The organism is Microbacterium sp. H83, assembly GCF_001650405.1.
Lineage (GTDB): Bacteria > Actinomycetota > Actinomycetes > Actinomycetales > Microbacteriaceae > Microbacterium.
This window is the reverse complement of record NZ_LWCU01000022.1, coordinates 22548-46077: the sequence shown is the minus strand read 5'-3', so window position 1 is coordinate 46077 and position 23530 is coordinate 22548. Positions and strand designations below refer to the sequence as shown.

Sequence of the window (23530 nt, the reverse complement as noted above, 5' to 3'; positions counted from 1 at the left end):
GCGATTCACCGCGTGACGCCCGATGTCCGCAGGGGAATGTAGGCTTGCCTAACGAGACTCGGAGGGCCCCATGACGGACTTGATCGACACCACGGAGATGTACCTCCGCACCATCCTCGAACTCGAGGAGGAGAACATCGTCCCCCTGCGCGCTCGCATCTCCGAGCGGCTCGGTCACTCCGGTCCGACGGTGTCGCAGACGGTCGGGCGCATGGAGCGCGACGGCCTCGTCGTGGTGTCCGAGACCCGCACGCTGGAGCTCACCGACGCGGGTCGGCGCAAGGCCGTGGACGTGATGCGCAAGCACCGTCTCGCCGAGCGCCTGCTGTCCGATGTCATCGGCCTCGACTGGGCGTTCGTGCACGAAGAGGCCTGCCGCTGGGAGCACGTCATGAGCGAGCAGGTCGAGCGTCGTCTCGTCGAGCTGCTCGGCCACCCGACGGAGTCGCCCTACGGCAACCCGATCCCCGGCCTCGACCAGCTGGGTGACGCGCCGGCCCGCACCTTCGACGAGGGCGTCATCGGACTCGTGCAGAAGCTGAACGCGGCGGGCGCCCCGATCGAGGGCACCGTACGGCGTCTCGCCGAGCCGGCGCAGGTCGACCCCGAACTGCTCGAGCAGCTCCGCGACGCGGGCGTCGTTCCCGGCGCGAAGGGCGACTACCGCTTCAACGAGGGCTACGTCCTGATCCGGATGGAGGGCAAGGACGAAGGTCTCGAGCTCCCCGTCGAGCTGGCGTCGCACATCTTCCTGGTCGGAGAACCGGCCTGATCGCCGGCGGATTCTCCGGCGTCCGCCGTGAGATTCCGCCTCTCCGACGATTGCCAGGTTCGCAGGGTGACACGATCGTTATCTTCCGGTAACCTCGGACAGGTCGCCCGCGAAAGCCCGCAGGCGGTACCCGAGAGGATTCGCCTTCCAGGCTCGTCGTCCTCCCGGTAGGAAACGCACAAAGTACCCGAAGCTACATTCGTGCCACGAGAGCAGAGTGCCGACGAGCCAGCGCTACCCGAGCGTGCAGGCGCAGGAGGATTACGTTTTGGTCACAGACATCGAGTCGCCCGCGAAGACCTCTGACGATCGAGCAGTCGCCCGCACGGCCCGTACCGGGATCGCCGCCCGCAAGGCCGTCAAGCCGCTGCGGTCGGTCGCCATCTTCGGGGCGGTCGGTGCCCTCGTCGCCGCGGTGGCGCTTCCGGCGTACGCGTCGTCGAAGCCGGCGGAGTCCGCGGCGACCGTCCAGCAGATGGCTGCCGTCGATGCGCAGTCTCTCGTCGTCGCCTCCGATGCCACGTCGGCGTCGCTCAGCCGCGGCACCTTCACTGCGACGACCCCCGAAGAGATCGAGAAGAAGAAGGCCGAGGAGGCCGCGGCCGCCAGGGCCGCCGCGAAGGCATCCGCCGCCGCCGCGTCGGCGGGCGGATCGATCGACATCGGCAAGTACGCGCTCGTGTCACCAGGGTCGGGCGAGGTCCGCTATCCGCTCCCGCAGGGGTCGTACACCGTGAGCCGCACCGTCGGCGGCGCTCACCAGGGGGCCGACATGCTGGCCCCGGCGCTCACGCCGATCTACGCCGCCGCTGGGGGCGTTGTCCGCGCATCGGCCGAGAGCATCGGCGGATACGGCGTGGCGGTCATGATCGACAGCGTCGTGGGCGGTCAGCGCGTGCAGACCACCTACGGCCACATGACCTCCGGGACGCGCCAGGTCCAGGCCGGCGAGACCGTTGCCGCAGGACAGCTGATCGGACTCGTCGGCAGCACCGGTCGCTCCACCGCCAACCACCTCCACTTCGAGGTGCGGGTCGGTGGCGGGCTCGTGGAGCCCCTCGCCTGGCTCGCCGCCAACGCCGGCTGACGTCGCTCCGGCCGTCCCCTCGCGCGCGCCGCGAGCCGTACGTCGCGGACACGCCCTCCGGCGTTCACCCCGAGTTTGACCCCCGTGTCTCCCCGATGGGTTAGCCTGAACCCGTTGTCGCACAGGCGGGAGAAGCAGATGGAGCGAATACCGAGCATCCGAACCATGGATGCCCTCGGTCGTCACGTCCTTCTGCATCGGCCGCAGGGACGCCACGGTGCTGCCGTGCGCATGAGGCGCTGTCTGTAGACAGCGCCTTTTTCGTCCCTGCGATCGCTTCCGCCCCGTGCGGCTCCGTGTGAGTCGAGAGTGCCGGGAAGCCGTCCCGGCGGATCGAGAGGATGACGATGCGCACACTGGTACTGAATGCGGGATACGAGCCCTTGGCGATCGTGTCGTTCAAAAGAGCCCTGGTCCTTGTCATGAACGACAAGGCGACCGTGATCGAGCGCGTGGAGGATGATCCCGTCTGGGGGAGTCACGGCGTGTACGACCGGCCCGCGGTCATCATCCTGTCGCGCTACGTGCGCATCCCCGTCAGCAGACGCGTGCCGGTGACGCGACGCGGCGTGCTGCGACGCGACGACCATCGCTGCGGCTACTGCGGCAAGGCCGCCTCGACCATCGACCACGTGCTGCCGCGCTCGCGCGGCGGAGCGGACTCCTGGGAGAACCTGGTGGCGTGCTGCCTGCGGTGCAACAACGTCAAGAGCGACCGCACGCCGCAGGAGATGCGCTGGGAGCTGCGCTTCACCCCGCGCCCGCCGCGCGGATCGTCCTGGACGGTGCGGGGGAGCGAACGCAGCGACCCGCGGTGGGAGCCGTACCTCGCGCTGGCTGCCTGAGCGAGGGGGAGGCGTCCTCTAGACTGGACTCCTCGCCCTCGTAGCTCAGCAGGATAGAGCAGCCCTCTCCTAAAGGGCAGGTCGCTGGTTCGAATCCAGTCGAGGGCACCACTCAGCGGATGCGATCAGTCCCGGCCGCGACGCCACAGCTTCGACGGCCACCAGATGACCTTGCCGAGGTCGTAGGCGAGCGCCGGCACGAGCAGCGACCGCACGACGAACGTGTCCAGCAGCACGCCGAAGGCGACGATGAACGCGAGCTGCACGAGGAACAGGATCGGGATCACCGACAGCGCGGCGAAGGTCGCGGCGAGCACCAGTCCGGCTGAGGTGATCACCCCGCCCGTGATCGAGAGTCCGCGCAGCACGCCCTCGCGGGTTCCGTGCTGCAGCGACTCCTCGCGCACGCGCGTCATCAGGAAGATGTTGTAGTCGATGCCGAGCGCGACGAGGAAGACGAAACCGTAGAGCGGGACGGCCGGATCGGCCCCGGGGAAGTCGAACACGCCATTGAAGACGAGCGCGGAGACGCCCATCGCGGTTCCGAACGACAGCACCGTCGTGAGGATCAGCAGCACCGGGGCGAGGATCGACCGCAGCAGCATCATGAGGATCACCATGATGACGACGAGGACCACCGGGATGATCAGGGTGCGGTCGTGGATGGAGGCGTCGTTCGTGTCGACGGCGGTCGCCGTCACGCCGCCGACGAGGGCGTCCGTCCCCTGCAGTTCGACGCGAAGGTCGCGCACCGTCGCCGCCGCGGCGTCGGAGTCCGCGGCATCCGTCAGCGTGCCCTGCAGCAGGACCTCGCCGTCCACGACCGTCGGCTCGGGGGCGGGCGTCCCGGGAGGGCCCACCGGGGTGATGCCGTCAGCGGTCACGGTTGCCGATCCGCTCGGCGAGTCCGCCGAGGTGACGGTGACGCCGTCGACGCCGTCGTTCGCCAGGAGGACGTCCGCCGCCTCCTGCAGCCTGTCCTCCGCGACGACCACCGACACCGGACTGCCCGAGCCGCCCGGGAAGTGCTCGCCCAACGCCACCTGGCCGTCCCGTGCCTCTGAGGCTCCGAGCACGAGATCGGACTGCGGCACGCCGACGGCGTTGAGCTGCAGCACCCCGGCGGCGCCGGTGAGGAGCACCAGCGTGGTGACGACCCAGATCGCGCGGGGACGCTTCGTGATGAGCCCGGCGAGGCGGGCCCAGAGGCCGGTCGTCCGCATGCCGTGCTCCTCGGCGACGACCTCGGGCTCGAACTTCGGGCGGCGCGGCCAGAACACCGCCCGGCCGAACAGCAGCAGCAGGGCGGGCAGGAGCGTGAGGGCGGCGAGCATCGCGAAGACGATGCCGATCGCGGCGACCGGCCCGAGCGTGCTGTTGGACTTCAGGTCGCTGAGCAGCAGGCACAGCAGGCCCGCGATCACCGTGCCGCCGGACGCGACGATCGGCTCGAACGATCCCTTCCATGCGGCGAGGACCGCAGCGCCCTTGTCCTGCGACACGCGCAGCTCCTCGCGGAAACGGGCCACGAAGAGGAGCGCGTAGTCCGTCGCCGCGCCGATCACGAGGATGAACAGGATCCCCTGCGTCTGCCCGCTGAGGAGCAGCACCTCGAACTTCGCCAGCCACCAGACGACGAGCAGGGCGACGCACAGCGCGAACAGGCTCGTCGACAGCACGACGACCGGGAGCAGGAACGAGCGGTAGACGAGCACGAGGATGACGAGGACCGCCAGCAGCGCGACGCCGAGCAGCAGCCCGTCGATCCCGGCGAAACCGGCGACCAGGTCGGCGCTGAAGCCCGCGGGGCCGGTGATGTACACGGCGACGCCGTCCGGCGCCGCGGAGCGCAGCTCGTCCCCCAGAGCCGCGACGGCATCGGCGAGCTCCGCGTCGCCGTCGATCGGGATGAAGGCCTGGACCGCCCTCCCGTCGTCGGAGGTCAGCGCGGGGGAGACGTCCGCACTCACGCCCTCGATCGACGGCGCGTCGGCGACGGCATCCGCGATGGTCTCCAGCTCCGCATCCGTGAGCTCGCTGTCGCCGACGAAGACGGCGATCGCGGGGATCGCGTCGCTCTCGGTGAACTCGCCGAGGAGCTCCTGCACCTGCGTCGCGTCGGCCGATTCGGGGAGGTAGCTGGTCTGATCGTTCGACGACACCTCGTCGACCTTGCCGAACAGGGGCCCGCCGAGGCCGGCGCCGATCAGCCAGACCAGGATGAGAGCGACCGGGACGAACACGCGCACCCAGGAGTGTCGACGCGTGCGCTCGCGGGTCGACGGGATCGGTGCGTGGTCAGGGCGGGACATCGGATGCCTCTCGGGGAAGGGACGGTGAGGAGGGGGGGTCAGGAGACCCACGCGAGGATGAGGATCATCGTCGCGAGGAACCCGGCGAAGTAATTGAGCGCGATGAAGCGGCGCCAGGCGCGATTGGTCTCGCCGGACGTGGCGTCGGTGACGTTCCACCAGGGCGCGGCGTTGACGATGTACGGCAGAGCGAGTGCGGCGCCCAGGGGAGCGGGCCAGGAGGTGAACAGCATCGCCACCCCCGCCAGGGTCCAGAGGGCGATCGCGAGGCGCACGGTCGCACGCGCCCCGATGACGGTGGCGATCGATCCGATGCCGCCTTCGCGGTCGGGGCCGATGTCCTGCACCGCGCCGAAGGCGTGGGCGGCCATGCCCCACAGGAAGAACGCGACGAGCACGATCACGCCGGTCGCCGTCACGGGCTGGTCCGCGAGAGCGAGGCCGACGATCGCGGGCGTCATGAAGTGCAGGCTCGACGTCGTGGAGTCCAGGAACGGGCGCTCCTTGAAGCGGAGCCGGGGCGCCGAGTACGCGATGACGGCGAACACGCTGACCGCGAGCCAGATCCAGGAGGCCGGGCCGCCGACCGCCACGAGGTACACGAGGAACGGGATGTTCGTGAGGGCCGCGGCCCACAGCGTCGCGCGGTGGATGCGGGGCGGGAGGAGGGCGCCCTCGATGCCGCCCTTGCGCGGGTTCGCGAGATCCGACGCGTAGTCGAACACGTCGTTGATGCCGTACATCGCGAGGTTGTAGGGGACCAGGAAGTACAGCGTCCCCAGCACGAGGGTGAGGTCGACCTCCCGCGTGCTCAGCAGGTAGGCCGCCGCGAACGGGAACGCGGTGTTGATCCAGCTGATCGGTCGCGAGGACAGGACGATCTGCGCCAGATCCCGGCGCAGGCGGGGCCTGGTGGCGCTCATCCCTCGCCCTCCTCGCCGGAGGTGCGGAGTCCGCGTCGGCGCCGACCGTGGACGAACGCCCAGAGGGCGGGCAGCAGCACGGCGCCGGCGAGCGGGTAGGCGAAGTCCTCGAGAGGCGCGAGGCCCACGTGGATGCCGAGGAGATGCCCGGCCGAGTAATGGAAGAGCCCGGTCGCGATCATCACGGTGTCGAAGACCGCGGTGAGGAGGAACAGCACCGCGGCGGTGAGGGCGATCGCTCCGGCGTGCGGGCGGTGACCGCGGGAGAGCAGCGACAGGAGGATCGCGATGACCGCGGCCGCGCCGACGAACCACGCGGCGAGCTCGATGTAGGTCACGACGCCTCCTCGGTCCGGCGCCCGTGGCGCATGCGCGCCAGGATCCGCACGGAACCGGTGTAGACCACCATGGTGCAGACCACGAGGAACAGCAGGAACACCGGCTCCTCGAGGGGCAGCTCGGGAGCGAGCACGATACCGGTCGCGATCGCGGCCTCGCCGCGGAAGAAGATCCCGCCGGCGATGCCCGCGACATCCCACAGCAGGAAGAACGCGAGCCCTGCGGCGGTCACCACGGATGCCGACACGGCGTCGCGCCAGAAGAACAGGCGGAAGCGCCGGTCGAGCAGCAGCATGCAGCCCAGCGTCGCGAGGAGCACGGCGAGGTACAGGAATCCCATCACTGCGCCCTGCTCGGCGACGGAGCGGCGGCGGTCGCGTCGAGCGGACCGCTCGAGTGGTCTCCCCGGATGCGCTTCAGCACGATCTCGGCGCTGATCAGGCACATCGGCACGCCGACGCCCGGCGCCGTCGTGGCCCCGGCGTAGTACAGCCCCGACACGCGCCTCGACTCGTTCTGCGCCCGGAACATCGCGCTCTGCGACAGCGTGTGGGCCGGTCCCAGCATCCCGCCGCGCCACGAGTTGTAGTCGTCGCGGAAGTCGGCCGGTCCGATGGTGTGGCGCACCACGATGCGCTCCCTGAGGTCGTCGATGCCGGCCCAGGCCTCGATCATGTCGATCGCCGCGTCGGCGGTGCGCTCGACCTGCTCCGATCCCGCGCCGTCGGGTCCCCCTGCGCCGATGCCGGTGTCGGCGGGCACCGGGACGAGCACGAAGAGGTTCTCGTGCCCCTCCGGGGCGACGGTCGGATCGGATGCGCTCGGCCGGCACACGTACGTCGAGGCGGGGGACGGGATCGAGGGCCGATCGCCGAAGATGGCGTCGAAGTTCGCGTCCCAGTCCTCTGTGAAGAAGAGCGAGTGATGCGGCAGCTCGGGGAGGGGGCCGCGCACGCCGAGCAGGACGAGCACGGCGCCGGGTCCGCTCGTGCGCCGGCTCCACCATGTCTCGGGGTAGGTGCGCAGCGCGGGAGGCAACAGCGTGGTCTCGGTGTGATGCAGGTCCGCGGCCGAGACGACGATGTCGGCGTCAGCGCGGTGCGGCGCGCCCTCGCCATCGCGCCAGGAGATCCCCGTGGCGCGCGCACGGCTGCCGTCGCTCGCGGTCAGGATGCCGGTGACGTCCGCGTCGGTCACGATCGTCGCCCCCGCGTTCTGCGCGAGCTCGGCGATCCGCTCCACCACACGCCAGAAGCCGCCCTGCGGATAGCTGACGCCCTCGTCGAGGTCGAGCGCGCTCATCAGGTGGTACATCGCGGGAGCGTTGCGCGGATCGGTGCCGAGGAAGACCGCGGGGTACCCCAGGATCTGACGGAGCACCGGGTCGCGGAAGCGCCGCGCGGCGAAGCTCTGCAGGCGGGTGCCGAGCAGCGAGAACAGCCGCGGGAGTGCACGCAGCACCTCGGGGGCGGTGAGTGAGCGGATGCGCGTGAAGGGGTTGTAGAGATAGTACCTCTCGGCCATCGTCCTGGCGTGGTGCGCGGAGTCCAGATAGGCGTCGAGCGCTGTCGACGAACCGGGTTCGCGCTCCTCGAAGAGCCGGGCCACCTCGGTGCGTCCGCTCGGGACCGTGACCGAGGGCGCGGGGCGTCCGTCCGATCCCGGGGCGCGGAAGACCCGATATCCCGGGTCGAGGAGGGTGAGGTCCAGCTGCTCCGCGGTGGAGGTCCCCATCATCTCGAAGAAATGGTCGAACACCTCCGGCATGAGGTACCAGGAGGGGCCGGAGTCGAAGCGGAAGCCGTCGCGCTCGATCGTCCCGGCGCGCCCGCCGACGCGCGTGTTCTTCTCGTACACGGTGACCTCGTGGCCCTCGCGCGCGAGCAGGCCGGCGACGGCGAGGCCCGCCACCCCTGCGCCGATGATCGCGACCCGGCTCATCGGTCGCGCTCCATCGCGGTCACCACGACGGCCCGGGCCGCCAGCAGGGCCTTCACGGGATCGGGGACCCGTACCCGGCGGCGGTACAGCTCGGACGCGGGGGTGCGGGCGACGCGGCGAGTGAGCGCCGCGAAGAGCGCGAGAGCGCTGCGCACGGCCGCCCGCGCATCCTTCGGCAGGAGGGGGATCGACCGGCGCGCGTCGTCCAGCTGAGCCTCGACCGTCCGCACCCACGCGTCGCGATCGGCGTCGGTGAGGCGGCCGGAGTCGCCGAGGTATCCGCGCTGCAGTCGATCGGTGTCGTCGGCGAGGTCGCGCAGGAAGTTGACGTTCTGGAACGCGGCGCCCAGCTGGCGCGCGCCATGGGTGAGCACGGCTGTCTCCTTCTCGGTGCGGACGGCGTCGCGCAGGAACACGCGCAGGCACATGAGGCCGACGACCTCGGCAGAGCCGTACACATACCGCTCGTGGGCGGCCGCGTCGTACACCGCGAAGTCCGCCGGATCCGCGATGTCCGCGCTCATCGAGTCGAAGAACGGCTGCGTGAGGTCCTCGCCGATCCCGCACTCGCGAGCGGTGCGGGCGAAGGCGTGCAGCACCAGATCGGTGCTGTAGCCGGTCCGCATCGAACGGTGCGTCTCGGCGACGTACGACGCGAGCGCCTCCGTCTGCGCGGAGGTGTCGAGCCCGGCCTGGGCGGCGACGCCGTCGACGATCTCGTCCGCGATGCGGACCATGGCGTAGATGTTGCGGACGTGCTGGCGGTGTCGGGGCCCGAGGAGCCTGGTGGCCAGACCGAAGGACGTCGAGTAGGTGCGGATGACGTCGGTGGACGCCGTGTCCGCGGCCCGACTGAAGCGGCCCAGGCTGTCGTCGGCGGCCTCGTTCGTCGGGCTCATGCCTGTCGTCCCTCGAGGCGCGCGGCCGCGGCCAGGATCGAACGGGCGGCGTCCGGAGTGATGTCGCCGCTGCGCTCGGCGTCGCCGAGCAGCGCGTGCATCGCCTGGATCTGGTCGTCGATGAGGCCGGCGACGAAGCGCTCGGCACCGCAGTCGCGGAGGCGGTCGCGGATCTCGGTCGCGGCCTGCAGGGTCAGGTCCGCCGATCCGAACGCCGGCTCGATGTCCGTCCAGGCGCTCGTGGAGCGCGCGAAGGCGATGATCGCGGTCTCCTTGCCCTCGCGGAGGTCGGAGTACGCGTCTTTGCCGTGGGTCCGGTGATCGCCGAAGACGCACAGCAGGTCGTCCTGCAGCTGATAGGCGAGCCCGAGGTGCCGCCCCACCGTGTGCAGCGCCGCCTGCGCGGTCGCGGGCGCGCCGGCGAGCAGCGCCGCCGCCCGCAGGGGGAGCGAGAACGAGTAGGTCGCGGTCTTGTAGACGCTCATGTCGAGCACGGTGGGCAGGTCGGGCGCGACGATGCCGTGGCTGAGCGCGACGTCGGTGTGCTCGCCCGCCACGGTCTCGACGATCGCCTGCTCGATGAGGTCGAGGAGGCCCACCCTGGCCTCGTGCGGGATGTCGGCGCGAGCGAACCCCAGGACGGCGGCCGAGAGGAGGAGGTCGCCCATGAGGATCGCGCTCGATCGCGCCCAGTGGAGGGAGGCCTCTTCGGTGGTGCCGAGGCTCGCGGCCGCGAGAGCGCCGATGAGGTTGGGTCGCCGGCGCCGGGTGAGGTCGCCGTCGATCACGTCGTCATGGAGCAGGAACGCGTAGTGCAGCAGCTCGATGTGGGTCGCCACGTCGACGGCCGCGGCGGTGGTCCCGCTCGCGGCGTGCGGCGCGAGCGCCTGATGGATGTCGAGGAGCAGACGGGGGCGCACGAGCTTGCCGCCCAGCGCGTGCTCCGCAGCGGCGCGCCAGAGGGATGCGAACTCCGCCCCGTACATCTCGGCGCTCTCGGTGTGCACCGTGAATCGTCGACGCAGCACCTCCTCGACGCGGGTGCCCATGTCCTCGTGGAGGATCGTCGTCGTCACGGTCAGACCGCCTCGAGTGCGCGCAGCTGCGCGAGCTGTTCGACGAGCCAGGGGCTGTAGGCGAAGGGGGCGGCCGCGACCGCGTCGGCGAAGGCTCGCGGATCGACCCACGCCCACTCCGCGACCTCCTCGGGGGAGGGGGACAGGTCGCCGTCTGCCACCGCGATATGGACGGGGCAGATCTCGTTCTCGACGATGCCGCTCGCGTCGACGGCGCGGTAGCGGTAGTCGGGCAGCACCATCCGGACGTCCCTGAGGGAAAGGCCGAGCTCGTCCTGCGCGCGCCGACGGACGGCATCCGTCATGTCCTCACCGGGGCGCGGATGGCCGCAGAAGCTGTTCGTCCACACGCCCGGCCAGGTGCGCTTGGACAGCGCGCGTCGAGTGACGAGGAGCCGTCCGTGCTCGTCCTGCACGTAGCAGGAGAACGCGAGATGAAGGGCGGTGTCGGTGGTGTGCACCGCATCCTTCGCGGCCACGCCGATCGCGTCTCCGTCTGCCGAAAGGAGGGTGACCTCATCCAACGGGGGAACCTCCTCGATTTCGCTAGCTTAGCTAATAATCAACATAACATGAATCAATCGTGTGTAGCATGATGGCATGGACAACGGATCTGACGCCAGCCCCTGGGGGAGCGGCTCGTCGGATGTGCTCGCGCAGCGCGGCGCGATCTCACCGGATGGGCTGGCCCACGCCGCGATCTACGACGTAGAGGCGAGCGATCCGCGCAGCACGCTGGTCGATCGCACGGGCGTGGAGCCGGAGGATCTGCGGCAGATCGCCGCGCTGATGGGAGCCCTCGGCAGTCTGCGCGACGCCGAGCAGAAGCTCTCGCTCGCATCGCGGCGGTACATGAGGCTCAACGAGACAGACATGCGCGCCCTGCACTATCTGATCGTGTGCGCGAATCGCGGCGCGACGGCGACTCCGGGGGGCATCGCGACCCACCTGGGCATCTCGACCGCGTCCACGACGAAGCTGCTCGACCGCCTGGAGAAGGGCGGGCACATCCGCCGCGCGCCGCACCCGACCGACCGTCGAGCGCTGGCGATCACGATCACTCCGGAGACGCGGCACGCCGCGATGGAGACCGTGGGGAAGCAGCAGGCCAAGCGCTTCTACTCCGCGGCACGCCTGACGCCGGACGAGCGCGAGGTCGTGATCCGCTTCCTCACGGACATGGCAGAGGAGATCGCGCTCCGGGACGAGCCGTGGGCCCAGGCCGGAGTCGCGACCTCCGAGTGAGTCAGTGCGCGGCGTTGTACGCGTCGACCACGGGGGCCGGGATGCGTCCGCGCTCGGACAGCGTGTAGCCGTTGTCGTTCGCCCAGGCCCGGATCGCTGCGACCTCGGGATTGCGCGCGGGGCGCTTGCGCGACGCGGCGGAGCGCGCGGCTCCGCCCGACGATCCGGCCCGGCGTCCGGCCGAGATGTACGGCTCGAGCGCGGCCTTGAGTTCCTCGGCGTGCGCCGAATTCAGGTCGATCTCGTAAGACGTCCCATTGAGCGAGAAATGCACGGTCTCGCCTTCACCGACTTCGAGGACGCTGCCGTCGATGTCATCCACCAGCTGGTGCACAATTCTTCTCGCCATGGTGATGACATTACCGCGTGAATGGTCGGATGGCGACGAGGATCATTTCGCACACGGAAATGCGTCAGGGAAGGAGCCCGGCCCGACGCGCTTTCGTCACGGCCGCATGTCGGGTCGACGCGTCGAGCTTGGACATCGCGGTGCCGAGGTAGGCCTTGACGGTGCCCTCCCGCAGCCCGAGCTGAGCGGCGATCTCGGCGTTGGTGGCTCCGAGGGCCGCGCACGCCAGCACATCCGTCTCCCGGCGGGACAGATGCACCGTGGGCACCGGGCCGGTCGCTGCGCCCACGGCATCTCCTGCGAGCGACACGAGGCGATGCTCCACCTGGGCGATGCGCGCGCGCAGGTCGGCGTCATCGACCTGCGCCGCGATGCTGCGCAGCTCGGCGAAGCTCTCGCGGAGCTCCTCCCGCTGGTGGGGAGCGACCGCGTCGGCCTGCGGCGTCGCGGCCCGGAGCCGGCGCTCCACCTCATCGCGCACCCGCAGCTCGTCGGCGACGGACTGCGCCACCTGCATCGCGGGCGCGGTCGTGATGCCGTCCACCGGCGTGCGGTCCCACGCCCCGGCGTACAGCACGCCCCTGGGGCGGCCGCCCACCACGATCGGCAGTGCGAGCAGCGTGCGGAGCCCCTCGCCCAGCACGAACACGTCGTAGTCGTGGGTGATCTGGCGCGACGAGCCGTAGTCGTTGGTCATCCGCGGGCGCAGCTCCATCATCGCGCGGCCGCCCAGGCCGCGCTCCGGGCGCACACGCAGCCCGTCGAGGCTGCGGGTGCGGTTCCCGACGATGCTCGTCACGCTGACGACGCCCTCGTCGATCAGCCCGCCGAAGGTGACGGGGAAGTGCGTCCGCCTGGCGAGTTCGCGCACCGCCCTGGTGACCAGCTCGCTCTCGGACTCCCACTCGGGGGCTGCGCTCACGACTACCTACTTTCGGGGGTGACGGCACCGTTCCCCGTTTCGTAGCGTCGACCCTACCACTCGCGCGATACGCACGCGCGAGCCGTCAACATGAGGCAAGGAGGCCCCATGACCGACCATTCAACCCCGGATTCCGCCGGTGCGATCGATTACATCGCCGTCGAGGAATCAGAGAGATTCCGCACGCTGAAACGGACGCAGCGTTCGTTCATCTTCCCGCTCGCCGCATTCTTCCTGATCTGGTACTTCGTGTATGTGCTGCTGGCCGCCTTCGCGACCGAATTCATGGCGCAGCGGGTGTGGGGGGATATCACCATCGGCCTGCTGCTCGGGCTCGGACAATTCGTCACGACATTCGCGATCACCATGACCTACGTCTCGTTCGCGAATCGGAAGCTCGACCCGATCGCCACCGAGATCCGTGAAGAGCTCGAGAAGGCGCAGGGCACAGCATGAGCGGCATCCACCTGGCCGTCGAGCCGGTCGCGGTCGAGAGCAATCCGATCCTCAACATCTCGATCTTCGCGGCGTTCGTCGCGGTGACCCTGTTCATCGTGATCCGGGCCAGCCGGAACAACAAGACGGCTGCCGACTACTACGCCGCCGGTCGATCCTTCACGGGGCCGCAGAACGGCTTCGCGATCGCCGGCGACTACCTGTCGGCGGCCTCGTTCCTCGGGATCTGCGGTGCGATCGCGATCAACGGCTACGACGGGTTCCTGTACTCGATCGGCTTCCTCGTCGCCTGGCTCGTGGCCCTGCTGCTCGTGGCCGAGCTCATGCGCAACACGGGCAAGTTCACCATGGCCGACGTGCTCTCGTTCCGTCTGAAGCAGCGCCCGGTGCGCATGGCGGCCGCCATCACGACGCTCGCGGTGTGCTTCTTCTACCTGCTCGCGCAGATGGCGGGTGCCGGCGGGCTGGTCTCGCTTCTGCTCGGCATCGACGGTCGCGTCGGCCAGTCGGTCGTCATCGCCGTCGTGGGCGTGCTCATGATCGTCTACGTGCTCATCGGCGGGATGAAGGGCACGACCTGGGTGCAGATCGTGAAGGCCTTCCTCCTCATCGGCGGTGCCATCGCGATGACCGTGTGGGTCCTGGCGATCAACGGGTTCAACCTCAACACGCTGCTCGAGGCGGCGGTGGCGAACTCCGACAAGGGCGACGCGATCCTCGGACCCGGCCTCCAGTACGGCGCGAACCCCTGGGACTTCCTGTCGCTGGGCATGGCGCTGGTCCTCGGCACGGCCGGACTCCCGCACGTCCTGATGCGCTTCTATACGGTGCCGACGGCGAAGGAGGCGCGTCGCTCGGTGGTCTGGGCCATCTGGCTGATCGGCGGCTTCTACCTCCTCACCCTCGTGCTCGGGTACGGAGCGGGGGCGCTCGTGGGCGCCGACGTGATCGCCGCCGCGCCCGGCGGGCCGAACTCGGCCGCGCCGCTGCTGGCGCTGTATCTCGGCGGACCCGTGCTGCTCGGCTTCATCTCGGCCGTCGCGTTCGCCACGATCCTTGCGGTCGTCGCCGGCCTCACGATCACGGCCGCCGCCTCGTTCGCGCACGACATCTACGCGAACGTCATCCAGAAGGGCCGGAAGGACGCGGCGGGGCGGCCCGTGCCGGCCGACCCGAACGGCGAGGTGCGCGTGGCGCGCCGGACGGTCGTGGTCATCGGCATCCTCGCGATCGTCGGAGGCATCGGCGCTCAGGGGCAGAACATCGCCTTCCTCGTCGCCCTCGCCTTCGCCGTCGCGGCGTCGGCGAATCTGCCCACCATCCTGTACTCGCTGTTCTGGCGGCGCTTCAACACCCGCGGGGCCGTCTGGAGCATGTACGGGGGCCTCGCCGCGGCGATCATCCTCATCGTGCTGTCGCCGGTCTTCTCCGGGGCGCCGACGTCGATGATCCCGGGGATCGACATCGTGCTCTGGCCGATGAACAACCCGGGCATCGTGTCGATCCCGCTCGGGTTCCTGCTCGGCTGGCTCGGGACCATCACCAGTCGGCAGAAGGAGTCGCCGCAGCTGGCCGCCGAGATGGAGGTCCGCTCGCTCACCGGATTCGGCGCGGAGAAGGCGGTGGACCACTGACAGCGACAGGGCGCGCTCGCCGTCGACGCGAGTGAACCACGGGGACCCCGGCGGCCTACTCGCCGGGGTCCCCGCGGTCGTCGGGGTCTCGGGCGGGAGCCTCCAGCTCAGGCCTGGGACTCGAGATCGAGCAGGAAGCGCTTGCGCTCGGGATGCGAGCCGTAGTGCCCCGGCGTCCCGTCCGATCGCACGACGCGATGCACCGGGACGATGATCGAGAACGGAGTCAGCCGACAGGCGGTGCCCACGGCGCGAGCGGCGCCCGGATGACCGGCGAGCACGGCCACCTCGCCGTAGCTCAGCGTCTGCCCCCATTCGATCGTGCAGATGGCCGCCAGCGCCGTGCGCGAGAAGCCGGTCGCGAGCCGCCAGTCCAGAGTGAGGCGCTCGTCGAAGCGCACCGGTTCGCCGTCGAAGTAGTCCTCGAGCAGAGCGGCGAGGCCGTCGGCCGCCCCGGGGTCGGGCTCGGGGACGGCGTGCAGCTGGCGCGAGACGCTCTCGAGCAGCCAGGGGACCGACGGATCGTCGGATTCGGAGAGATCGAAGCGCACGATGCCCTCATCGGAGAAGACCGCGAGCGCATCCCCGAACGGCGTGGGAGCGAAGTCGTAGCGGAAGGTCATGCGTCCATACTGGACGGCCTCGTGGGCGGCCGAGCGCACGCATCACGCGGTCGGGGGAGAGCCCGGGCGGCTGCGCCCTTCGTGGAGAGAGGGTGACCCGACGCGGCGACGGCTCGCGGACGGCGGAAATCCGGTGAAACCCGCTCGGGATACCGGCCCGACGGCGCCGCGCGCTTAGTGTGTGAGGTGTGTGGCGACGTGATAGCAAGGCTGCGGAGGCGGTGAGCGCTGCCCCGGTGACCCTGAGCGATCTGCGCGTGACCCCCGCGAACGTCGAGGTCGCGCATGCAGCCGAGGCCGAGCGCACGCGCCTGCGGGCCGAGGCGGCCGATCTCGGCGGGCCGTCGCCGCTGGTCACCTTCCGCGACACCCCGGAGTCGGGGATCGACATCTCGAAGGCGCACCCGGGGAGCCTGCCGCAGTTCATCACCGGCAAGTCGACGCTGCTGTCCAACCTGTTCCGCGACGAGGTCGGACTGCGCACGGCGCGACTCGCCGCCGAGCGCATCACGGCGAAGAACACCGAGCTGCGCACGGTGCGAGGCATCGAGGCGGTTCATCTGGCCGTCGGCGTCGCAGGGTGGCGCATCGGAGGCGCGGACTTCGCCGCCCCCGTCCTCCTGCGACCGCTCGCGATCCGGCGCCACCACTCCGACTTCGAGCTCAAGCTGCAGGGCGTGTTCGAGGTGAACCCCGAGCTCGTGCGCATCGCGCGCGAGCACTTCGGCATCACGATCGACGCCACCGCCCTCGCCGCGCTGGCCTACGACGGAGGCATCTTCAAGCCGCAGCCGGTGATCGACAGCCTCCGGGCCACCACCCGCTCGATCGAGACCTTCACCGTGCTGCCCCGCCTCGTCGTGTCGACCTTCGCCGACGTGGGCGGCGCGATGTCGCGCGACGGCGGCAACCTCGATCACCTCGTGCTCAACGCCCTCGCCGGGCACGTCGGCGACCGCGAGCAGGTGTCGGCGCGCAGACCCGCGCCGCACCACACCGGCCCGGACGACCGTGCACCGGCATCCGACAACCTGCTCCTCGATGCGGATGCCGAGCAGGAGGCCGTGCTCGCGCGGATCGCCGCCGGGCACTCGCTCACCGTCGCGACCCTCCCGGGGACGGGCGGGACGCAGACCGTGATCAACGCCCTGGGCGAGCTCGTGCGCGCCGGCAAGCGGGTCCTCGTCGTCTCGGCCCGCAGGTCGACGCTCGACGGCGTCCGCCACCGCCTGGCCGGCATCGGACTCGACAGCCTCGCGGTCTCGAGCCAGAGCGTGCGACGAGACCTCGTGCGGGCCATCGGCCGCAACGAGAAGGCCACGGCGCCCAAGGTGAGCGACGTCGACGACGCCCTGGTCCGACTGCGCACCGTGCTGCGGGACTATCGTCAGGCGCTCACCTCGCCCGTCGCCGGTACGAACGCCTCGGTGCTCGACGCCACGCGCCACCTCACCCGGCTCGCATCGCTGCCCCAGCCGCCGTCCACCACCGCGCGGCTCACCGTCGACACCCTGCGACGACTCGCCGACGACCGCTCCGAGGCGGCGGAGGCGCTGTCCCAGGCCGCTCGACTCGGAGAGTTCCGCTTCGGGCCCGACGACTCGCCCTGGTACGGCGTCACCTTCACGAGCACCGAGGCGGCGCGCTCGGCGCACGACCTCGCGGCGCGGCTGCACGCCGACAGCGTCCCCGCGCTGCTCGAGCGCGGCTACGCCCTGATCGCGCAGACGCATATGCGTCCGTTCGCCACGATCGACGAGCTCGGCGAGTACCTCCGCCTGCTGCAGGGCATCCGCGATTCCCTCGACCGCTTCAGCCCGACCGTGTTCGAGCGACCGCTCGGAGAGCTCATCCAGGCGCACGGCTCCCGCCGCGACGCACCGGCGATGTCGAGCGCGAACCGACGTCGTCTGCGGCGGCTCGCGAAGGAGTACGTCCGTCCCGGCATCCACGTCACCGAGATGCACGAGGCCCTGCTGCGCATCCAGTCGCAGCGGACGCAGTGGCAGCGCTACGTCGAGGCGGGGGCCGCGCCGGAGATCCCGCTCGGGCTCGCCGACGTGCACGCCGCGTGGCAGCGCGTCACGGCCGAGCTCTCCGAGCTCGACGCCGCCCTGGGACGACGCGAGCCCCTGGCCTCCCTCCCCGTGGCCCGACTGGTGCGCATCCTCGCGGGTCTCGCGGCGAAGTCCGACGTCTTCGACAACCTCGTCGAACGCGCCCAGCTGCGTGATCGTCTCGCCCGACTCGGGCTGGAGCCGCTGCTCACCGAGCTGTCGGTCCGCCACGTCTCGGAGGCGCAGGTCGGCGAGGAGCTCGAGTTCGCCTGGTGGCAGTCTCTGCTCGAGCGCGCGCTGCAGGATGACAGGGCCCTGCTCGGCGCGAACACCGCGGTGGTGGACCGGCTCGAGCGCGATTTCCGACTGGTCGACGAGGCGCACGCCGCCATGGCCGGCCCGCTGCTCGCCTGGCAGCTCGCGAACCAGTGGAAGATCGCCATCGTCGACGAGCCGCAGGAGTCGCAGAATCTGCGCAGGGCTCTCACGCGGCCCGGGACCTCGACGGCCGAGATCGTGAGCGCGGCCCCCACGCTGGTCGGCGCGCTGGCCCCGGTGTGGATCTCCTCGCCCTATCTCGTTCCCGAGATCCCCGACGCGGTCGACTTCGACGCCGTCCTCCTCGTCGACGCCGCCGCCATCAACCTCGCGGAGGCCGCTCCGGCCATCCGACGCGCTCGACAGGTGGTCGCGTTCGGCGATCCGGTCACGCAGCGCCCCACGCCCTTCGAGGTCGGCGTCGGATCGCCCTCCTCCTGGGAGGCCGAGGTCCCGTTCGACGAGGTCTCGGTCTTCGAGCGCCTGTCCGAGCTGCTCCCGGTGATGACGCTGACGCGCAGCTACCGCGCGGGCGGCGAGGATCTCGCGGAGCTCATCAACGACGCCTTCTACGGCGGCGAGATCGTCTCGCTGCCGTGGGCCGGCTCCTACCTCGGGCGCGGAAGCCTCACCGTCGACTACGTGGAGGGCGGGACCGGCGCACCGGACCCCGTGTCGGGCGCGGTCGAGAGCCCCGATGCCGAGGTGGCACGGGTCGTCACGCTCGTCGTCGAACACGCCGTGCACCGTCCTGACGAGTCCCTCATGGTCGTCACCGCCAGCCGTCGGCACGCCGAGCGCGTGCGCGCGGCGGTCACCTCGGCGTTCGCCGGGCGCTCCGACGTCGCGGACTTCGTCGGCCGCGACACGGCGGAGCCCTTCGCGGTGCTCACGCTCGAGGAGTCCGTGGCCGAGAGCCGCGACCGCGTCATCTTCTCGCTCGGCTACGGGCTCACGAAGCACGGCCGGGTGCTCAGCGACTTCGGCGACCTGTCGACCTCCGACGGCGAGCGTCTGCTCACGGTCGGGATGACCAGGGCTCGCCGGTCGATGGTGATCGTGTCGTCGATCCGCCCCTCGGCGTTCGACGACGGCCGGCTCGAGTACGGCGCGGCCACCCTCATGTCCATCCTCGGCGGTCTCGCGACGCGGAGTCGGGACGCCCGGCTGGAGGACCTCGCCGATCCGCTGACCCTCGCACTCGCACGGGAGCTGCGTCGGCTCGGTGCCGCGGTCGACGTCGACTACCGGGGGCTGCTGCCCCTCGTCGCCCAGCACGACGGCAAGGCCGTGGTGATCGAGTCCGACCCGGAGTCGCGGGGCGAATCCCTGCGCGAGACGCTGCGGCTGCGTCCGCACGTCCTGCGTCGGCTCGGCTGGCACTACGTGCGCGTGCACGCGTTCGACCTGTACAGCGATCCGGCCACCGCCGCGACGCGGATCGCGGCCGTGCTCGGCATCTCCGCGTCGACGCCGCGTGCGGACAACGACACGCAGCCCATCGACACCGTCGACCCCCGGAATGACTGACGAGCCCCGCGAGGACGCGCCCAGGCAGCGCATCGAGCGGGTGGCCGGTGCGCGTCGAGCCCGGCTGACCCCCGTTCCCGGCACGGACACGGATCCCGACGTCCCCGGCGGGCCGCGCCCCGCGCCCGCGCCCCGCGGGGCGAAGGGGCCGAACGACGACCGCCTGATCCGCGACGTCCCGCCGCACTACTGACGGCAGCCCCCTGCCGACGACGAGAGGCGCACGGCTCCGAGGGAGCCGTGCGCCTCGTCATGAGCGCCGATGGGCGTCAGCTGCGGACGTTCTTCGCCAGCAGGTCGCGGATCTCGACCAGCAGCTCGGCCTCGGTGGCGGCGGCGGGCTCCTCCTCGGGCTGCTCGGCGGCGGTGCCCTTGCGCGCCTCGACGTGCGCCTTGAAGGTGTTCATCGGCAGGACGAAGACGAAGTAGACGACCGCGGCGACCGCGAGGAAGCTGATGATCGCGGAGATGAGGTCGCCGAGCGGGAACGTGACCATGTCGCCGTAGATGCTGCGGATCTGAGGACCGAAGTCGCCCGCGGCGTCGGCCTTGAAGAACAGCGACACCAGCGGGTTGATGACGCTGTTCACGACGGCGGTCACGATGGCCGTGAACGCGGTGCCGATGACGACGGCGACGGCGAGGTCGATGACGTTGCCGCGCAGGAGGAAGTCCTTGAAACCCTTGAACATGCGATTCTCCGATCGGTCGGTGGTGGTGCGATTCGGTGGTGATGCGGACGACGGATGCCCGTCAGGAGGATGCCGAGGCGGCCGCCGGTGCGGGCTTCGCGCTCGACAACGACTCGGACGTCGACGGAGCGGAGGCGGGCGCCGAGGAGCCGGACTTCGCCCCCGAGCGCGAGTCGGTGCGGTAGAAGCCGGAGCCGTTGAAGGTGACGCCGATCGAGCCGTACTGCTTGCGCAGCTCTCCACCGCACTCGGGGCAGACGGTGAGGGCGTCGTCGGAGAAGCTCTGGACGGCGTCGAAGGCGTGACCGCAGGAGCGGCAGGCGTAGGCGTAGGTGGGCATGGCGATCCTCGCGGGGGTCAGCGTCGCGTCGGCGACAGGAGCAGGGTCTGCGTGGGAGTCACGGCGCCGGTCACCGGCTGGTCGTGGACCTCCCTCGGCAGGACGTCGAGTACCTCGGAATCATAGATGACCGCGTAGACGGGAGGGCACTTCTCCATCGATCCGATCGTCTTGTCGAAGTAGCCGCGACCCCAGCCCATGCGCATCCCGCTCCGGTCGACCGCCGCGGCGGGGATGATCATGAGGTCGACGTCGTTCACCGCGATCGGGCCGAGCACCTCGCCGGTCGGCTCCGGCAGGCCGAAGAGCCCCTCGGCGATCTCTCCGTCGTCGGTCGCGACCGCCCAGTCGAGCAGTCCGTCCGCGCGCGTCACCGGCAGCAGGACGCGGATGCCGCGGCGCACGGCCGCGGTCACGAACTCCCGGGTGTCGGGTTCGGTCGAGGTGGAGAGGAAGCAGGAGATCGAGCGCGCGCCGACGGACTCCACGAGGTCGTCGAGACGCTGCGCGATCGCCGCGGAGGCGTCCTCCCGCTGCGATTCGCTCAGGAGCTGCCGCCTCTCGCGGAGCTCGGCGCGCAGCGCGCGCTTCTCGTGCTCGACGTCGTTCGCCATGGCTCCGAGTCTACGGCGGCTCCACCGGTAGGCTGGGACGATGGGCCATCAGAAGATCAAAGCCGTCATTCCCGCCGCAGGACTGGGGACACGATTCCTGCCCGCGACGAAGGCGATGCCGAAGGAGATGCTGCCGGTCGTCGACAAGCCGGCGATCCAGTACGTCGTCGAAGAGGCGGCCAACGCCGGCATCGAGGACATCCTCGTCATCATCGGGCGCAACAAGAACGCGATCTCGAACCACTTCGACTCCGTGCCGGAGCTCGAGGTCAAGCTCACCGAGAAGGGCGACATGAGTCGTCTCGAGCGCGTGATGAAGTCGAGCGACCTCGCCGACATCCACTTCGTGCGCCAGGGTGAGCCCAAGGGCCTCGGCCACGCGGTGCTGCGGGCGCGGACCCACGTCGGCGACAGCTCCTTCGCGGTGCTGCTCGGCGACGACCTCATGGACGAGCGCGATCCGCTGCTCACCGAGATGATCGCCGAGCACGAGCGCACCGGCGCTGCCGTCATCGCCCTGATGGAGGTCGATCCCGCCAGCATCCACATGTACGGCGCCGCCGCCGTCGAGGAGATCGAGGGATCGGATGCCGTGCGCGTGACGGGTCTCGTCGAGAAGCCCGCGCAGGAGGACGCGCCCTCCAACCTCGCCATCATCGGCCGCTACGTGCTGCCCGCGTCGATCTTCGACATCCTCGAGCGCACCGAGCCGGGCAAGGGCGGAGAGATCCAGCTGACGGACGCTCTGCAGGAGCTCGCCGCCGACCCCGACGGCCCCGGCGTCTCGGGCGTCATCTTCCGCGGACGTCGCTACGACACCGGCGACCGCGTCGACTACATCAAGGCCATCGTCCAGCTGGCCTCCGACCGCGAGGACCTCGGTCCCGAGCTGCGGCCGTGGCTGAAGGAGTTCGCGGAGCGCCTCTAGGCGTCATCGCGACGTCGGAGCGCATGATGGATCAGGCGACGGGGATGCGGCACGGCTCCATCGAGCTGCGACTCGTCCGATCGCGCGACGCGCGGGCCCTGCAGCACGAGCTGCTGGCGAACCGCTCGTGGCTGCAGCCGTGGGAGGCCACGGTCCCGTACGGGGCCGTGTCCTTCGACATGCGCCTCAGCATCCGTCGTCTGCTCCAGCAGTACCGCGACGGCGGCGGCTACCCCTTCGTGATGGAGTACGAGGGCGAGGTGGCCGGCCAGCTCAACGTGTGGGGGGTGGCACGAGGGTCGCTGTGCTCCGCGACCATCGGCTACTGGGTGAGCGAGCGCTTCGCAGGCAAGGGCATCACGCCCACGGCGGTGGCCCTCGCGACGGATGCGTGCTTCACCGAGTACGGCCTTCACCGGATGGAGATCTGCATCCGCCCCGAGAACGCGGCCAGCCTGCGCGTCGTGCAGAAGCTGGGGTTCCGCTACGAGGGTCTGCGCCGGCGGTACATCCACATCGACGGCGACTGGCGCGACCACTACGCGTTCGCGCTCACTCGCGAGGACGTGCCGCAGGGCGTTCTCGCACGCTGGCTGAACGGGCAGGTCCCTCCGGATGCGGCGACGGTGCCGCCGTCCGACCGCCTCGCCCTCTGATCCCCGGTGCCGCCGGAACTCGTCGCGACACGCGCCCGCACTGGGCCGCCGAGGACCGTGTGTTCCCGTACCGTTGTCGACATGGACGGGCCGGTGCTGAGCGGGGGAGTGATCGTGCTCGTCGCCGTGCTCCTGTGGATGCTCTATCTGCTGCCCTCCTGGCGCGGACGCTTCCAGTACAACGCCGCCGAACGCAACGCCGTGCGACTCAATCAGGCGCTGCGCGTGCTCGCCGAGACCAGCGAGACGCCGGCGGAGGTGCACCTCGAGCTGAACGCCCGCACCGCCCTCGCCCAGCAGAAGCTCGCCAAGAGGCTGCAGGCGGAGAAGGAGGCGGCCGAGCTCGCCCTGCTGCGCGAGGAGCTCGCCGCCACGCGCGCCGACCCCGCCGTCCGTCAGGCCAGAGCCCGGCGGCGGGTGCGGATGTCCGCGACCGCGGTGCTGCTCGCCGGCGTCGCGCTCGTCGGCGTGGGGGTCTGGCAGCTGATCGCCGTGCAGGCTCAGCTGCTGCTGTGGACGGGAGTCGCGCTCTCGATCGTCGCAGGGGTGATGCTGCAGCGCATGGCGTCCGTGGCGCACCGCGCGGCACGGCGACCCGCGCAGGCGGTCGTCGCCGCCGCCGAGGCTCCGCGCGTCGCCCCCGCCCTGCACGACCAGGGGCGTGCGACCTGGACGCCTCGACCTCTTCCGGAGCCGCTCGTGTCGGTGGCCGGTTCGCGCGCCCAGACCGCACAGGCGGAGATCGACGCTCAGGAGGAGCGTCGCAAGGCGGCGAGGGTCGCGGCACTCCGGGAGCGCGCGGAGCAGATGGCTCCCGCCGCACCGGTGCAGCTGCCGGCGGCGAGCTCCCCTTACGCGCGGATGGGATTCGTCGACGACGCCGAGATCGAGGCGCACGTGCGGGAGCTGCTCGCGAAGCGGGCCGCGGGATGAGCCGTCCGGTTCGAGCGCCGCGTCGAGCGTGATAACGTA

At 70.6% G+C, this 23530-nt stretch carries 25 protein-coding genes and 1 tRNA gene; 12 read left to right on the top strand and 14 right to left on the bottom strand.

Annotated elements, in window-relative coordinates; all coding sequences use genetic code 11:
* The first annotated feature begins 70 nt into the window (after positions 1 to 70).
* The 4 genes from A4X16_RS10270 to A4X16_RS10255 all read left to right on the top strand — a co-directional run bounded on the left by A4X16_RS10270 (position 71) and on the right by A4X16_RS10255 (position 2815).
* A complete protein-coding gene (locus A4X16_RS10270; protein WP_067120193.1) occupies positions 71 to 772 on the top strand; it encodes a metal-dependent transcriptional regulator in 702 nt (233 codons plus the stop codon).
* A 268-nt stretch (positions 773 to 1040) separates the two neighbouring features.
* Positions 1041 to 1859 (top strand): M23 family metallopeptidase, encoded by an 819-nt coding sequence (locus A4X16_RS10265; protein WP_231880330.1) that lies wholly within the window; start codon positions 1041 to 1043, stop codon positions 1857 to 1859.
* 347 nt (positions 1860 to 2206) lie between these two features.
* Entirely contained in the window at positions 2207 to 2704 is a 498-nt protein-coding gene (locus tag A4X16_RS10260; protein WP_067120217.1) for an HNH endonuclease, read from the top strand.
* Between the two features lie 34 nt (positions 2705 to 2738).
* Positions 2739 to 2815 (top strand) — tRNA-Arg (locus A4X16_RS10255).
* Between the two features lie 14 nt (positions 2816 to 2829).
* On the opposite strand, the gene A4X16_RS10250 is transcribed toward A4X16_RS10255, so the two are convergent.
* From A4X16_RS10250 to idi, 8 genes are read right to left on the bottom strand one after another with little or no spacing between them, the layout of a single operon-like run.
* Positions 2830 to 5016, bottom strand: coding sequence for an MMPL family transporter (locus A4X16_RS10250; protein ID WP_067120191.1), 2187 nt, complete (start codon positions 5014 to 5016; stop codon positions 2830 to 2832).
* Between the two features lie 38 nt (positions 5017 to 5054).
* On the bottom strand, positions 5055 to 5939 hold the full coding sequence (locus A4X16_RS10245; protein ID WP_067120189.1) for a prenyltransferase: 885 nt from the start codon (positions 5937 to 5939) through the stop codon (positions 5055 to 5057).
* Entirely contained in the window at positions 5936 to 6277 is a 342-nt protein-coding gene (locus A4X16_RS10240; RefSeq protein ID WP_067120187.1) for a lycopene cyclase domain-containing protein, read from the bottom strand. The genes A4X16_RS10245 and A4X16_RS10240 overlap by 4 nt, the downstream gene beginning before the upstream one ends.
* The gene (locus A4X16_RS10235; RefSeq protein ID WP_067120185.1) at positions 6274 to 6618 is read right to left on the bottom strand and encodes a lycopene cyclase domain-containing protein; all 345 of its coding nucleotides are present in this window, start codon (positions 6616 to 6618) and stop codon (positions 6274 to 6276) included. Before A4X16_RS10235 ends, A4X16_RS10240 begins: the two co-directional genes overlap by 4 nt.
* Positions 6618 to 8219: a phytoene desaturase family protein gene (gene crtI / locus A4X16_RS10230; protein WP_067120183.1), complete on the bottom strand. Its 1602-nt coding sequence runs from the start codon at positions 8217 to 8219 to the stop codon at positions 6618 to 6620. The genes A4X16_RS10235 and crtI overlap by 1 nt, the downstream gene beginning before the upstream one ends.
* Complete coding sequence (locus A4X16_RS10225) at positions 8216 to 9118, bottom strand: phytoene/squalene synthase family protein (RefSeq protein ID WP_067120181.1); 903 nt, start codon at positions 9116 to 9118, stop codon at positions 8216 to 8218. The genes crtI and A4X16_RS10225 overlap by 4 nt, the downstream gene beginning before the upstream one ends.
* On the bottom strand, positions 9115 to 10194 hold the full coding sequence (locus tag A4X16_RS10220; RefSeq protein WP_157560119.1) for a polyprenyl synthetase family protein: 1080 nt from the start codon (positions 10192 to 10194) through the stop codon (positions 9115 to 9117). The genes A4X16_RS10225 and A4X16_RS10220 overlap by 4 nt, the downstream gene beginning before the upstream one ends.
* Positions 10195 to 10196: 2 nt before the next feature.
* On the bottom strand, positions 10197 to 10718 hold the full coding sequence (gene idi / locus A4X16_RS10215; protein ID WP_082914411.1) for an isopentenyl-diphosphate Delta-isomerase: 522 nt from the start codon (positions 10716 to 10718) through the stop codon (positions 10197 to 10199).
* A gap of 76 nt (positions 10719 to 10794) precedes the next feature.
* Between idi and A4X16_RS10210 the strand changes: the two genes are divergently transcribed.
* Positions 10795 to 11439 (top strand): MarR family winged helix-turn-helix transcriptional regulator, encoded by a 645-nt coding sequence (locus A4X16_RS10210; protein WP_082914410.1) that lies wholly within the window; start codon positions 10795 to 10797, stop codon positions 11437 to 11439.
* 1 nt (position 11440) lies between these two features.
* Here A4X16_RS10210 and A4X16_RS10205 read toward each other — a convergent pair whose 3' ends face one another.
* Both A4X16_RS10205 and A4X16_RS10200 read right to left on the bottom strand, forming a co-directional pair.
* A complete protein-coding gene (locus tag A4X16_RS10205) occupies positions 11441 to 11788 on the bottom strand; it encodes a histone-like nucleoid-structuring protein Lsr2 (protein ID WP_067120177.1) in 348 nt (115 codons plus the stop codon).
* Positions 11789 to 11852: 64 nt separating this feature from the next.
* Positions 11853 to 12710: a LuxR C-terminal-related transcriptional regulator gene (locus A4X16_RS10200; RefSeq protein ID WP_067120175.1), complete on the bottom strand. Its 858-nt coding sequence runs from the start codon at positions 12708 to 12710 to the stop codon at positions 11853 to 11855.
* 108 nt (positions 12711 to 12818) lie between these two features.
* Between A4X16_RS10200 and A4X16_RS10195 the strand changes: the two genes are divergently transcribed.
* The gene (locus A4X16_RS10195; RefSeq protein ID WP_067120173.1) at positions 12819 to 13166 is read left to right on the top strand and encodes a DUF485 domain-containing protein; all 348 of its coding nucleotides are present in this window, start codon (positions 12819 to 12821) and stop codon (positions 13164 to 13166) included.
* Positions 13163 to 14800, top strand: coding sequence for a solute symporter family protein (locus A4X16_RS10190; RefSeq protein WP_067120171.1), 1638 nt, complete (start codon positions 13163 to 13165; stop codon positions 14798 to 14800). Before A4X16_RS10195 ends, A4X16_RS10190 begins: the two co-directional genes overlap by 4 nt.
* A gap of 107 nt (positions 14801 to 14907) precedes the next feature.
* Here the strand turns inward: A4X16_RS10190 and A4X16_RS10185 are convergent, their stop codons facing one another.
* On the bottom strand, positions 14908 to 15423 hold the full coding sequence (locus tag A4X16_RS10185; protein WP_067120169.1) for a methylated-DNA--[protein]-cysteine S-methyltransferase: 516 nt from the start codon (positions 15421 to 15423) through the stop codon (positions 14908 to 14910).
* 221 nt (positions 15424 to 15644) lie between these two features.
* Between A4X16_RS10185 and A4X16_RS10180 the strand changes: the two genes are divergently transcribed.
* Together A4X16_RS10180 and A4X16_RS10175 are read left to right on the top strand one after the other, a co-directional pair.
* The gene (locus A4X16_RS10180; RefSeq protein ID WP_067120168.1) at positions 15645 to 19328 is read left to right on the top strand and encodes an ATP-binding protein; all 3684 of its coding nucleotides are present in this window, start codon (positions 15645 to 15647) and stop codon (positions 19326 to 19328) included.
* Positions 19321 to 19521: a hypothetical protein gene (locus A4X16_RS10175; protein WP_067120166.1), complete on the top strand. Its 201-nt coding sequence runs from the start codon at positions 19321 to 19323 to the stop codon at positions 19519 to 19521. The genes A4X16_RS10180 and A4X16_RS10175 overlap by 8 nt, the downstream gene beginning before the upstream one ends.
* Positions 19522 to 19597: 76 nt before the next feature.
* Here A4X16_RS10175 and mscL read toward each other — a convergent pair whose 3' ends face one another.
* The 3 genes from mscL to A4X16_RS10160 all read right to left on the bottom strand — a co-directional run bounded on the left by mscL (position 19598) and on the right by A4X16_RS10160 (position 20974).
* A complete protein-coding gene (mscL, locus tag A4X16_RS10170; protein WP_067120164.1) occupies positions 19598 to 20020 on the bottom strand; it encodes a large conductance mechanosensitive channel protein MscL in 423 nt (140 codons plus the stop codon).
* Positions 20021 to 20081: 61 nt separating this feature from the next.
* On the bottom strand, positions 20082 to 20360 hold the full coding sequence (locus A4X16_RS10165) for an FmdB family zinc ribbon protein (RefSeq protein WP_067120162.1): 279 nt from the start codon (positions 20358 to 20360) through the stop codon (positions 20082 to 20084).
* Positions 20361 to 20377: 17 nt separating this feature from the next.
* Complete coding sequence (locus A4X16_RS10160) at positions 20378 to 20974, bottom strand: 5-formyltetrahydrofolate cyclo-ligase (protein ID WP_067120160.1); 597 nt, start codon at positions 20972 to 20974, stop codon at positions 20378 to 20380.
* A gap of 40 nt (positions 20975 to 21014) precedes the next feature.
* Between A4X16_RS10160 and galU the strand changes: the two genes are divergently transcribed.
* The 3 genes from galU to A4X16_RS10145 all read left to right on the top strand — a co-directional run bounded on the left by galU (position 21015) and on the right by A4X16_RS10145 (position 23491).
* Entirely contained in the window at positions 21015 to 21902 is an 888-nt protein-coding gene (gene galU, locus A4X16_RS10155; RefSeq protein ID WP_067120158.1) for a UTP--glucose-1-phosphate uridylyltransferase GalU, read from the top strand.
* 44 nt (positions 21903 to 21946) lie between these two features.
* Entirely contained in the window at positions 21947 to 22558 is a 612-nt protein-coding gene (locus A4X16_RS10150; RefSeq protein WP_067120211.1) for a GNAT family N-acetyltransferase, read from the top strand.
* A gap of 81 nt (positions 22559 to 22639) precedes the next feature.
* Positions 22640 to 23491: a hypothetical protein gene (locus tag A4X16_RS10145; protein ID WP_067120156.1), complete on the top strand. Its 852-nt coding sequence runs from the start codon at positions 22640 to 22642 to the stop codon at positions 23489 to 23491.
* Positions 23492 to 23530: the final 39 nt, after the last annotated feature.